We start from the raw sequence: 11,802 nt of genomic DNA, 5'->3' as shown, positions 1-11,802 counted from the left end.
CGGGAAACGGCCTACGAGCAGTGCGCATCGGCGGCCGGTCAGTCGGCGCGCAGGCGCGCGGCCTGCTCGGTGCCGACATCGGTGGTGCGCCGCAAGTACCGCTCGATCACGGCGAGTTCGTCGTCGGTGAAGTCCTCCAGCGCCTGCGCGAAGGCCCGGCCGGGAGCGCCCCAGGCGGCTTCGACCTCGGGGGTGCGGCCGCGGGTGAGGCTGACGAGCGTCTTGCGCCGATCGTGCGGGTCGGGGTGGCGTTCGGCGAGGCCGGCCTCCTGGAGGCGGTCGACCAGGCGGGTGGCTGATCCGGAGGTCAGCCCCGTCAGCTGCGCGATCTCACCCGTGGTGCAGGGCCCCGGCTCCAGGGCGAGCAGGCTGACGCACTGCAGGTCGGTGGGGTGCAGGCCGAGGTGTTCGGCCATGGCCTGGTTGAACAGGGTGTACGCGGCGTGGTGGCGCCGGGCCGTCACGGTGACCGCCTCGACCAGCTCCTCGCGGGTTCGTTCTGCCATGGGGTCGTCTAACCTCCTCGCCATACCTGCGCCACGCAGATAATGTGTGATGCAGATTCTACCTATCGACACCCGGGAGAGCCCATGACCGTCCACACGCCCGAGCAACTCCGCGCCCTCTACGGCCGCTGGAGCGAGGTCTGGCGCGGCGACTTCAGCCACGCGGAGGAGATCCTCGACCCCGGCTTCGTCGTCCACCAGGCCCGCCCGGACGGCAGCGACTCGGAGGCCACCACCGGCCCCGAGCGCCTGATACCGGAAATCGAGCAGACCATGGCCGCCTTCGGCGACATCGCCATCACGGTGGACCTCGGCCCGATCGTCGACGGCGACCTGGTGGCCGCGCGCTGGACCATGCGCGCCACCTACACCGGTGGCATCCCCCAGGCCACGGCTCCCATCGGCACGAAGATCTCCTTCAGCGGCAACGACATCCTGCGCGCCCGCGACGGCCGGTTCGTCGAGTACTGGACCTGCACCGACATCCTCGACGGCCTGTCCCAACTCGGCGCCATCTCAGGCCCGAACGGCCCCGCACCCCACTGACGGGCACAGCAGGCGCGTGTGCCGGCCCCTCACCCCGGCCCCTCAACTCCACGTCGCCGACATCAGCGTTTCAGGCCGGCCGGCGCCGACTCGCCTCGACGCTGAGGCGCCCCAGGAAGCCGCGCTGCGTCCGAACCAGCGCCATGGACCATGGAGTACGGGACTCGAAGCCGCCCGAGGGCTGGGCGCCCTACCGCGCCCAGCCCGCCGTGGTCGTATTCCACTGCCACTGTTGTGAAACCTTCCGCGAGGCTTGAGCGAGCTGGGGGCCGAAGTGGGGCGGCTCGGGCTTTGAGCTGCCTAGAAGCGAGGCAGTTGCGGCAGTTGGTGCGGCAACAGGCCGTCACCAGGAGCGCCCGGTCCTCCAACGGCAGCCTCCACGGCCGGCCTCTCCGGACCGCGTCAGCTCTTTCGTGCGCCGTAGCCGTCAGCCGAGGTATCGCTGCGGGTCCGCAGCCCTGAGCAGGCACGCGCGGTCGTCTGCGCTGATGAATCCGTCCGGAGAAGACTCGTCCTCCAGCAACGTGTGCAGGGCGGAAGCGTGTGCGGCGAAGGCGGCCCTGCACCACTCGCGTTCCGGGTGATCGCAGTCTTAGGTACGAGCAGCCAAGCGGAAGGGTACGCGGGCCCAGTGACATCGGCTGGCGCACGCCGGGCGGTTCGTCGATCGTCAGGGTCGTCGCGCCACCCGCAGCCGCGGGTCGATGCCCAGGCCCCGTGGTCGGTACGCGTCGGACAGCCGCGGCGACCGGCGGTGAGTTTGTCCTCCATCAGCCAGCAGGGGGTGGTGCCGTAGTCATGGCGGCAACGAGCGAGTGGGCCAGGGCGCGAAGGTAGCTCTCCACCGTCCTGGTGTCGGGGACCGGTGCTTTCGCCGTGCCGCGACGTGACAGGGGTCTGGGGTTATGGCGGTGAGGTTCTCAGGGAAACATGACGGGGCCTGTCAGGTATGACGGGCAGGCTCCTGCCGTCCAGCGCCATGGACAGAACCGAAGGAGCCCTCATGGCAGTCCCGAACATGGTGATCGTCTACGTGTCCGACGCACCGGCGTCAGCCCGTTTCTATGCGGAACTGTTCGACATCAAACCGAGCTTCGAAACGCCCACCTTCATCTCGTTGCCCCTCACCGGCGGTTTCGAGCTGGCTCTGTGGAGCGGGGTATCGGACGACCTGTCGGTGCCGCGTACCAGTGAGCTGTGCGTGACCGTGGACGGCGATGCCGAACAGATCGACCGGCAGTTCCAGGAGTGGACCGCGAAGGGCGTCACGACAGTGAAGGAGCCGCACGACACGGTGTTCGGCCGCACCTTCGTCGTCGCCGACCCCGACGGCAACTTGATCCGGGTGGCACCCGTCGACTGACGTACCGCCTCCATCGACACACGAGGCGCTGCGGCGGCGAGGTTGGCCCGACGCCCGGTCAGACGCCGACCAGGTAGTTGCCTGCCTGGTAACCCACGTGTGGGTCTTCAGCTGAAACCGTCGTCTGAGAGGTGGGGGCCCCGCGCCGCGGCGGGGCCTTCCCTGCGCAGGCAGGCGACAGCGGGGAGAAGGTAACGTCAGCCTGGCCCCGGTCGACCTGGTCTGGGCGCGGCTGGACTGTCCGGCTGCCCGTGGCCTGATGGAGGCCGTCGACCGCCGCGAACTGCCCCGTGTGGTCCGGTTCGCTGGTCGTACCGACTGGCCCCGGGTCCTCGCCGACCGGCTCGCCCGCCCGTGTGGCTGACCAGATGCGGTCGGATGGGCGGACCAAGGATCCGGTGGGCTGGCTGATCGGCCGAGGGTCTCCGGCAGCGCCGACTGTGCGCGGAACCGCGGTGCCACGAGGGCAATGTTGCATCGTCGAGCGGGTATCGCATGCCGCGCGGGCAGAGCGCCGTGCAGACGTCGACCGGCGACTGCACGAGCGGGTGACCGCCAGGCATGGGCCCGCGAGCTGGAGGGGGAGCAGGTCTGTGCGGGGAGGCGCTACGGCGAGACAGCAGCTCGGCGTCTGTTCACCAGCAAGTTCGTGGACAAGGTGCAGCGCCTCGCGGACTTCGGCCACCTCGAACTCGGCTACACCCCATGTGGGCAGCCACGAACAGTGTCGACCGACCCGAGTCGCGCTGCGGCGAGCAGGGTGCACCTCGTGCGGGTGCGGGGGCGAAGCTCTGGACGGCTCGCTGGAGCGACTGGTCCGGCGACGGTCGATGAAGGCGCGATGGGCTTCGATAGTTTCAGCCGGTAGATCGCTCATGGTGGAGCCGGGTATGGGAACTGCCTGACTGCCCCAGTTGAAGCGCTGGTGGCGCTGACCGTGGCGGCGTCAGTCGTCGGCTGCGACGAGGAGAGTCAGTGTTGCTGCCGGGCGGTCGATGAGGACGAGTTCGTGGTAGTCAATGTGGATCGGGCCGTAGTCGTGGAAGGCATTTTCGGGAAGCTGTCCCAGCAGGTATCTGCTGGTTGCCGTACGGCATGGGGTGTAGATCTCCTGGCGCAGGCGGCTTTCGAGTGGCCCAGGGATGTCTCCATGCTGGGTGGCCCAGGAGTGGACGACACCGAACGCCACCTCGGCATCGACGGCCTGGTAGGTGCCAGGGGTGATGTGGTCGAGCCTCCACTGGCCGTGCCGTGGCCAGTCTTGCACGCCGGCTCCGTCGTAGGTGTCACGAAACTGAGGATGCGCAATCAGGGCGGTCAGCAGGTCTCGGTCGTCCAGTGCCCTGGACGATAGCTGGAAGCGCTTGGTGTTAATCCAGCGGAAGCCATGGGAGCCCCCGCCAAAGTCGAAGTCTCGGAAGTTGATGAAAGGGCTGTCCAGGTGGACGAGGGCGGGCACGGGTTCCACGGTGGTCATCATAGACTTTGACGCCCCGCGGGGATCTGCGGCCTGGCCAGTGACTGTTCCTCGCGACGCCCTGGTCCGGGACCGGCACCTCCGCTCGGATGCACGGGTGAGTCGTGCGTCGGCTGACGTCGGTGCGTACGCGGCCTCAATCTCCGGCGGTGGCTCGCTGCCAGTTGATGGCGACGTGATCTCGGCCGTGGGACTACCCCCGCAGGAGTGGGGCGATCGGCCGTTAGCGCTCCGGGCGCTGGTCCGGATCGGGCTACCCATCTGTACTTCACGCTCACGGGTGAGTGGCGTTATATGACTCGTCAATGGACCTCCGGACTGGATGGGGTAGTGGGGTCAGAGTTGGACTGTTTGACGTTCGCCCGGCAGGCGGCGGGGCCCCAGTAGCGTCAGTGCACTCATGGCGAGAGCAAGGCGAGCAATGGGCGATGCGGGCTCCAGGTGAAGACACGTAGCAAGAGCCGCGGCAACCCTCAGCCGCGAAAGCCCTGGAACGAGATCGTGCCGGGACTGTGGATGGGGGGCACCGCTGGGTGCTCGGCCCCGGTGAAAGCCAGGAGCCATCGTGGGCAGCGACTTCGGCTGATGATCAGCCAGTTCACTTCGATCAACCCCTGACTGCCGCAGAGCTCGGCATCGTGCAACAGCTCGCCCGACATGCGGCACAAGCCGTTGGCGACGGACAGCGCACCTCCGGATCGTCCCCTCCTTGGCCATGAGCACGGCCGTCCCCCGCCACGACCGCTTGTCGCCGCCCGGTGTCCCGCCCGATACGGGAATGGTCCGCACCGTCCGCCCGTCTTTGACCAGCGACAGCCGCTTCGCGTCCAGGTCGACCCTCACCACCTGCGACGCGCCGACCGTGAACCCGGTCCGGTAGTCGCGGACGAACCAGCCGTCACCCGAGTCCGTCCCGTTCAGGTCCGCCTCCAGCGTGACCTTCGTCCCCGGCTTCCAGTACGCGCGGGGCCGCCAGTCGGCCCGGTCGCGCCCGGAGTGGTCGGTGACCCAGCCCCACGACCCCTCGGTGCCGTTGGACGTCGTCACCTTCAACTGCCGCTCCACGTCCGCCTTCCGCTTCACCGGCCGGTCGAAGACGATCGACAGCGGCTGCCCGATGCCGACGGTCGCGTTCTTCCCGGGCGCCAGCGTCAGCCTGTTCACCCGGTCGGCCTTCTCCGTCGTGAAGGCGGACCGCGTCGTCGCCTCCTTCCCGTCCGTGCCCCGCGAGACGACCTTCACGGTGTACGCGGCGCCCGGCACCGCCTTGCGGTCCGAGGTCCAACGGGTCCCGCCCGCCGCGGACCTGCCGGTCAGTCGCCCGCCGTCCGCGGCCGTGACCGTCACCGACGTGATCGTCCCGCCGGCCGCCGTCACCGTCACCTGCTTCCCGGCCTCCGGCTTCACCACGGTCACCCGCGCGGGCGCCCCGCCCTGCTCCGCCCCGCCCGAGGGCGCGGCGGAGGAGCCGGGGCCGCTCGCCGCCCGGGCCGTGCAGGCGGTGAGGCAGACGGCGAGGGCGACGGCGGCAAGGGCGGGCCGGGACGTGCGTATCGGCGGCACGGAGCACCTCCGGAAGAGGAGAGAAAAGGGTGGGATGCCCGGACTCTAGGCGGCCCGGGAGCCCCTCGGCCCCGCCGGAGGCCCATGTGACGGGCGCTGGTGGGAAACGGTCATCGTCCCGTCACAGACGCCGCGCGGACCCGTCTCATCCGGCTGTGAGCCTGCTGTGCGCCGCGCCACCGAGGGGCGGCCGGACAAGGAGGACCGTTGTGTCAGCGCTGCTCGTGACGCCCGCACCCGTGAAGCGCCGCCCCGCCGCCGCGCCGCCGCCCGGCGGCCCGCTGCGGCTCGGCCCCGTCTCCCCGGAGGTGTACCGCGCCTTCCTCGCGGCCCGCTCCACCGGCGCTGACGGCCCCAGCTTCCTCCAACTCCCCGCCTGGGCCCAGGTGAAGGAGGGGTGGAGCCACCAACTCATCGGCTGGGGACCCGAGACGGGCGCCCTCACCGGCGTCGCCCTCGTCCTGCTGCGGACCTTCCCCGGCACCCGCAAGCACTTCGCCTACCTCCCCGAGGGGCCGGTCGCCGACTGGGCCGACCCCGACCTCGACCGCTGGCTCGACCCGCTCCTCGCCCACCTGAAGGCCTCCGGCGCCTTCGCCGTACGCATCGGGCCCGGGCCCGCCCACCGCCGCTGGACCGCCGCCACCGTCAAGGCCGCCACCGGGCCCGGCCGCCGCCTCGGCGACGTCCTCGCCGACGAAGTCGACCCGCTCGGCACCGCCGTCGCCGAACGGCTCCGGGCCCGCGGCTGGAAGCGCTGCGGCGGCGACTCCGAGGACGGCGCCGACGCCCAGCCCCGCCACGTCTTCCAGATCCCGCTCACCGGCCGCACCACCGACGACCTGTGGTCCGGGCTCAACCAGGAGTGGCGGCGCAACGTCCGCAAGGCCCGCACGTGCGGCGTCGAGATCACCGTCGGCTCCGCCGCCGACCTGCCGGAGTTCCACCGGCTGCTGCGCGTCACGGAGGAGCGCGACGGCTTCCGCCTCGGCCGCTCCCTCGCCTACTACGAGCGCCAGTACGCCGTCCTCAACGCCGAGCACGCGGGCCGGATGAAGCTCTACCTCGCCCGCCACGAGGGCGAGATCCTCGCCGCCCACACCATGATCACCGTCGGCCGCAGGGTCTGGTACCAGACCGGCGCCTCCGCCGACCACCGCCGCGAGGTCCGCCCCTCCAACGCCCTCCAGTGGCGGATGCTGCTCGACGCCCACGCCCTCGGCGCCGACGTCTACGACCTGCGCGGCGTACCCTCCACCCTCGATCCGGACGAGCGCGCCCACGGGCTGCTGCGCTGGAAGCTCGGCACGGGCGGACAGGTCGTCGAGACGCTGGGGGAGTGGGAGACACCGATGCGCGGCACGACCAACCACGCGCTGTACCGCGCCTTCCAGGCCTACCTGAACCGCCGATGAGCGCCGGCACCACCCTCGCCCCGCCCGCGCCGAACCACCGCAAGCCCGCGTCCGCGCTGCGCAGCGGCGCCTTCATGGCGGCCGGCTCGCTCGTCTCCCGCGCCACCGGCTTCGTCCGCGCCGCCGTCATCGCCGCCGCGCTCGGCGCGGGCGCGGTCGCCGACGGCTACGCGGTGGGCAACTCCGTCCCCACCATCGTCTACATGCTGCTCCTCGGCGGCGCGCTCAACACCGTGTTCGTGCCCGAACTGGTCAAGGCCGCCAAGGAGCACGAGGACGGCGGCGCCGCCTACACCGACCGGCTCCTCACCCTCTGCGGCCTCGCCCTCGCCGTCCTCACCGCCGGCGCCGTCCTCGCCGCGCCCGCGCTCGTCGACGGCTACACCGACTACACCGGCGCCCAGCGGGACCTGACGATCGCCTTCACGCGCGCGTGCCTCCCGCAGATCCTCTTCCTCGGCCTCTTCACCCTCCTCGGGCAGGTCCTCAACGCCCGCGGCCGCTTCGGCGCCATGATGTGGACCCCGGTCCTCAACAACATCGTCGTCGTCGCCGTCTTCGGCCTCTTCCTCGCGGTGAGCGACGGCGGCGAGCTCACCGCCGGCGAGACCGCCCTCCTCGGCTGGGGCACCACCGCCGGCATCGCCGCCCAGGCCCTCGCCCTGCTGCCCTCGCTGCGCGCCGCCCGCTTCCGCTTCCGGCCCCGCTTCGACTGGCGAGGCAGCGGCCTCACCGCCCCGCTGCGCGCCGCCGGCTGGCTCGTCCTGCTCGTCCTCACCAACCAGGCCGCCTACTGGGTCACCACCTGGGTCGCCACCTCCGCGGGCACGGACACGGACAACGGAGGCGCGGGCCTCGCCGCGTACAACAACGCCTACCTGCTGTGGGCCGTCCCGCACGGCATCGTCACCGTCTCCCTGGTCACCGCCCTCATGCCCCGGATGAGCGGCGCCGCAGCCGACGGCGACCTCGCCGCCGTCCGCCGCGACGTCGGCTACGCCCAGCGCACCACGGCCGCCGCCGTCGTCCCCGCCGCCTGCGCCCTCTTCGCCCTCGCCGGCCCGCTGATGTCGCTCGTCTTCGGGTACGGGGCGACCGGCGCCGCCGACGTCCGCGCCATGGCCTGGACGCTCACGGCCCTCGCCCCCGGCCTGATCGCCCTCTCCGGGCAGTACGTGTGCACCCGCGCCTTCTACGCGCTGCGCGACACCCGCACCCCCTTCCTGCTCAACCTGGTGATCGCCGGCCTGAACGCGCTGCTCTCCCTCGCCGCCCACCACTGGCTGCCCACCCGCTGGACGGTCACCGGCATGGCCGCCGGCTACTCGCTCGCCCTGTGGGCGGGCTGGGCGCTCACCGCGTACGTCCTCCGGCGCCGGCTGCCCGCGGCCGACGACGGCGGCACCGGCCTCGGCCGGCTGCTGATCGCCGCCGTCCCCGCCACCGGCTACGGCCTCCTCGCCGCCGACGCGACCGCCTCCGCGGGCGCCGTCGTCTCCGGTCTCGCGGGCGCGGCCGCCGTCCTCGGCTCCTTCGCCCTGCTGGCCGGGCCGCTGCGCCTCACCGAGATGTCCGCCCTGCTCAAGACCGCCGCCGGCCGGCTCACCCGCCGGACCTGACCACCGGGGCCCTCCCGCGGGGGCCGCCACCGACCTTGGGATACTCCACGAATGCCTCGCGTGCTCCTCATCGAAGACGACCCCTCGGTCCGTGAAGGCGTCGAGCTCGGGCTCCGGCGCCGCGGGCACGAGGTGCGCACCGCCGCCACGGGGGAGGCCGGGCTCGCCGCCCTCGGCGAGTTCCGCCCCGACCTGCTCCTGCTCGACCTGATGCTGCCCGGCATGAACGGCGTCCAGGTCTGCCGCCGGGTCCGCGAGGACAGCCAGCTCCCGATCATCATGCTGACCGCCCGAGGCGACGACTTCGACGTCGTCATCGGCCTGGAGACGGGCGCCGACGACTACATCGTCAAGCCGGCCCGCACCGAGGTCATCGAGGCCCGCATCCGCGCCGTCCTGCGCCGTATCGAGGACCCCGGCGGCGGCCGTCCCGCCGTCGAGCACCACGGCGCCCTCGCCGTCGACCGGGCCGGCCTCACCGTCGCAAAGAACGGCGAGCGCCTCGCCCTCGCCCCCTCCGAGCTGAAGCTCCTGCTCCACCTCACCGCCGCCCCCGAGCAGGTCTTCAGCCGCCAGCAGCTCCTGGAGCACGTGTGGGAGCACAACTACCACGGCGACGCCCGCCTGGTGGACGCCTGCGTGCGCCGCCTGCGCACCAAGATCGAGGACACCCCGGAGACCCCCGGTACATCCAGACCCTGCGCGGCTTCGGCTACCGCTTCGGACCCCTGTGAAGACCCGCGCACCCGGCGAGGAACCGGGCACGGAACACGAGCCCGGGCCGACGGCATACGCCCCCGGCCCGGCGGCGCGCACACCCGGTCCGGCGGCGTCCGCACCTGACGCCGGGCCCGCGTACGGCACCGCCCGGGAGACCGGCGCGCGGGAGACCGGTGCCCGGGTGAGCGGCGCCCGGCAGGAGGACGTCCCCCCGCGGGGCCGCCGGGCCCGGGCGCGGCGGCGCGGGCCCCGGCCGTTCGGACTGCGCACGCGGCTGGTGTTCGCGTTCCTGCTCGTCGCGGCCGTCGGCTGCGGCACCACCGCCGCGCTCACCTACCGGGCCGCCCGCAGCGCCATCCTGGAGCAGACGCAGAACACCGCCGTCTCCGCCTTCCGCCAGCAGGTCGAGGACCTCAACATCACCCTGCCCCTCGACGAGGACTCCCTCCGCGACCGGCTCCTGCACATCGCCCGGCAGGGCAAGCCGCGCCCCTGGCGGGTCTACGCCGAGTACGGCACCCTCCGCGTCTCCTCCACCGACCGCCCCACCTCCACCGTCCTCACCCCGGAGCTCCGGGCCCGCGCCCACGCGCGCGAGACGACCCCGCACACCAGCTTCCAGCGCGTCGTCAGCAACGGCACCCCCTATCTGACGATCGCCGTCCCCGCGGTCTTCCTCACCGAGGCCGGCGGCGAGCCGCGGCCCACCGGCCTCGTCCTGTACGCGGTGATGGAACTGCGCGAGGACGAGGCCAACATCGAGGCCATGGTCACCGCCGCCCGCGACGGCGCCCTGCCCGCCCTCGCCATCGCCCTGATCCCGGCACTGATCGCCGCCCGTGGCGTCCTGCGCCCGGTCCGCGAACTCCGCCACGCCGCCGCCAGCATGGGCCGCGGCCGGCTCGACACCCGCATCCACGCCAAGGGCAGCGACGAACTCGCCGATCTGGCGCGGACCTTCAACGACTCCGCCGCCGAACTGGAGCGTTCCGTCACCGAACTGCGCCGCGCCGAGGCCCGGGCCCGCCGCTTCGCCTCCGACGTCTCGCACGAACTGCGCACCCCGCTCGCCGGGATGCTCGCCGTCACGGAGGTCCTCGACGAGGACGCGGGCAGCCTCGACAGCGACACGGCCCGCGCCGTCCGCCTGATCAGCGCCGAGACCGTCAAACTCGCCGTGCTCGTCGAGGACCTGATGGAGATCTCCCGCTTCGACGCCCGCGCCGCCGAGCTCCACCCCGACGAGGTCGACGTCGCGGACTGCGTCCGCAAGACCCTCGGCAGCCGGCACTGGACGGACCCCGAACAGGTCCACGCGGTGCTCGACGAGGGAATCCGGGCCCGGCTCGACCCCCGCCGCTTCGACGTCGTCGTCGCCAACCTCGTCGGGAACGCGCTGGGGCACGGCCGCCCGCCCGTCACCGTCCGGGTGCACGCCGAGGGCGGGTCCACGCTCGTCGTCCAGGTCTCCGACCGGGGCCCCGGCATTCACCCGGACGTTCTGCCGCACGTCTTCGAGCGCTTCTACAAGGCCGACCCGGCCCGCGCCCGCTCGGCCGGCAGCGGCCTCGGCCTGGCGATCACCGAGGAGAACGTCCGGCTGCACTGCGGCACCGTCGAGGCGGCCAACGATCCCGCGGGCGGCGCGGTGTTCACGGTGAGGATCCCGCTGTGAGGCGCCGGACCGCGCTGCTCGCACTGCTCGCCGTGCCGGCGCTGGCGGGCTGCGGCATCCAGGGCAGCGACGTCGTGGAGGCGGGCGGCGCGCCGACCGTCGTCGTCCAGCCGATCCCCGAGAGCCGCATGCTGCTCTACTTCCTCGGCCCCGACGGGGCGCCGATGCCGGTCTCCCGGGACACCGGCACCACCTTCGTGCCCCTCCCCGAGCGGACCCGGCCGGAGGGCGCCGGGGGAGCGGACGACACGGCCAATCCCGGCCTCGACGAGTCAGAGGACGAGCCCCCGTACGGTTCGGCCCCCGCCACCGTGAAGGTGCTCGCCGCGCTGCTCGCCGGACCCGGCGACGCCGAGTCCCGGGCGGGCCTCACCACCGAGCTGCCCGAGAGCGGCGAGCTGATCCGCGTCGAGTCAGAGCCCGGGAGCGGGATCCGGCTCCGCACCCCGTTCGCGGCGCGGGAGCTGTCGCGGGGCGCGCTCGTCCAGCTGGTGTGCACGGCGACCCACGCCGTGGACCGCTCCGGCACGGTCCCGGTGACCGTCGAGGGCCCGGACGGCACCCTCCCCTCCACCACCTGCGAGGACGCGTCCCGCTGAGGCCCGGAGCCTCAGGACGCGGCGCCGCGCCGGCGCCGCCGAGCGGCGAAGACCGCGTCCGTGAGACAGGTGGGCTCTCCTCCCCTTCGCCCGCGCCGGGCGGAACCGTCCCGGTCCGTGCCGCGAGGTCCGTCTCCCGCGCGAGGCCGAGACCACCGCAGGCGCTCCCACCACACCTGTTCTCCGGTGAGAGTCCTCGAGAAGCGAGCCGAGCCCGGATGCAGGCAGCAGACGTACATGAGGGCGGTGGTGAGCAAGACCGTCCATCCGGCCAGGCAGCAGGATGACAGGTTGAGTAAGCGCAGGTCAGCCGGGCTTT

The 11,802-nt window shown here is 72.5% G+C and carries 9 protein-coding genes and 1 pseudogene; 7 read left to right on the top strand and 3 right to left on the bottom strand.

Going from position 1 to position 11,802, the window contains the following annotated elements:
• Window positions 1-38: 38 nt before the first annotated feature.
• Window positions 39-506: a MarR family winged helix-turn-helix transcriptional regulator gene (locus tag ACSUPT_RS00290; RefSeq protein WP_436943107.1), complete on the bottom strand. Its 468-nt coding sequence runs from the start codon at window positions 504-506 to the stop codon at window positions 39-41.
• A gap of 84 nt (window positions 507-590) precedes the next feature.
• Between ACSUPT_RS00290 and ACSUPT_RS00285 the strand changes: the two genes are divergently transcribed.
• Together ACSUPT_RS00285 and ACSUPT_RS00280 are read left to right on the top strand one after the other, a co-directional pair.
• Window positions 591-1,052 carry an ester cyclase gene (locus ACSUPT_RS00285; protein ID WP_436943106.1) on the top strand — a complete coding sequence of 154 codons (462 nt, stop codon included), beginning with the start codon at window positions 591-593 and terminating at the stop codon, window positions 1,050-1,052.
• Window positions 1,053-2,055: 1,003 nt separating this feature from the next.
• Window positions 2,056-2,415, top strand: coding sequence for a VOC family protein (locus tag ACSUPT_RS00280; protein ID WP_351965118.1), 360 nt, complete (start codon window positions 2,056-2,058; stop codon window positions 2,413-2,415).
• A 946-nt stretch (window positions 2,416-3,361) separates the two neighbouring features.
• Here the strand turns inward: ACSUPT_RS00280 and ACSUPT_RS00275 are convergent.
• Both ACSUPT_RS00275 and ACSUPT_RS00270 read right to left on the bottom strand, forming a co-directional pair.
• Window positions 3,362-3,883, bottom strand: a complete 522-nt coding sequence (locus ACSUPT_RS00275) for a hypothetical protein (protein WP_436943105.1) — start codon at window positions 3,881-3,883, stop codon at window positions 3,362-3,364.
• Between the two features lie 345 nt (window positions 3,884-4,228).
• Entirely contained in the window at window positions 4,229-5,239 is a 1,011-nt protein-coding gene (locus ACSUPT_RS00270; RefSeq protein ID WP_436946152.1) for an Ig-like domain-containing protein, read from the bottom strand.
• Window positions 5,240-5,664: 425 nt separating this feature from the next.
• Here ACSUPT_RS00270 and ACSUPT_RS00265 point away from each other — a divergent pair, with 425 nt between their 5' ends.
• From ACSUPT_RS00265 to ACSUPT_RS00245, 5 genes and pseudogenes are all read left to right on the top strand, one after another.
• The gene (locus tag ACSUPT_RS00265; protein ID WP_436943104.1) at window positions 5,665-6,870 is read left to right on the top strand and encodes a lipid II:glycine glycyltransferase FemX; all 1,206 of its coding nucleotides are present in this window, start codon (window positions 5,665-5,667) and stop codon (window positions 6,868-6,870) included.
• The gene (murJ, locus tag ACSUPT_RS00260; RefSeq protein WP_436943103.1) at window positions 6,867-8,489 is read left to right on the top strand and encodes a murein biosynthesis integral membrane protein MurJ; all 1,623 of its coding nucleotides are present in this window, start codon (window positions 6,867-6,869) and stop codon (window positions 8,487-8,489) included. Before ACSUPT_RS00265 ends, murJ begins: the two co-directional genes overlap by 4 nt.
• A 51-nt stretch (window positions 8,490-8,540) precedes the next feature.
• Window positions 8,541-9,223 (top strand): annotated as a pseudogene (locus ACSUPT_RS00255) (response regulator).
• Between the two features lie 167 nt (window positions 9,224-9,390).
• Window positions 9,391-10,884: an ATP-binding protein gene (locus tag ACSUPT_RS00250; protein WP_436943102.1), complete on the top strand. Its 1,494-nt coding sequence runs from the start codon at window positions 9,391-9,393 to the stop codon at window positions 10,882-10,884.
• Window positions 10,881-11,483, top strand: coding sequence for a hypothetical protein (locus ACSUPT_RS00245; protein ID WP_436943101.1), 603 nt, complete (start codon window positions 10,881-10,883; stop codon window positions 11,481-11,483). Before ACSUPT_RS00250 ends, ACSUPT_RS00245 begins: the two co-directional genes overlap by 4 nt.
• Window positions 11,484-11,802: the final 319 nt, after the last annotated feature.

The sequence above is a fragment of the Streptomyces sp. SudanB25_2051 genome, from assembly GCF_964272635.1.
Classification (GTDB): Bacteria; Actinomycetota; Actinomycetes; order Streptomycetales; family Streptomycetaceae; genus Streptomyces.
Note: the sequence above shows the minus strand (reverse complement) of the source record. Positions and strands in the feature narration are given on the sequence as shown.

Excerpts from the sequence above, each read along its gene's own strand:
- ACSUPT_RS00290 (WP_436943107.1), bottom strand. The coding sequence starts at position 506 with ATGGCAGAACGAACCCGCGAGGAGCTGGTCGAGGCGGTCACCGTGACG.
- ACSUPT_RS00285 (WP_436943106.1), top strand. The coding sequence starts at position 591 with ATGACCGTCCACACGCCCGAGCAACTCCGCGCCCTCTACGGCCGCTGG.
- ACSUPT_RS00280 (WP_351965118.1), top strand. The coding sequence starts at position 2,056 with ATGGCAGTCCCGAACATGGTGATCGTCTACGTGTCCGACGCACCGGCG.
- murJ (WP_436943103.1), top strand. The coding sequence starts at position 6,867 with ATGAGCGCCGGCACCACCCTCGCCCCGCCCGCGCCGAACCACCGCAAG.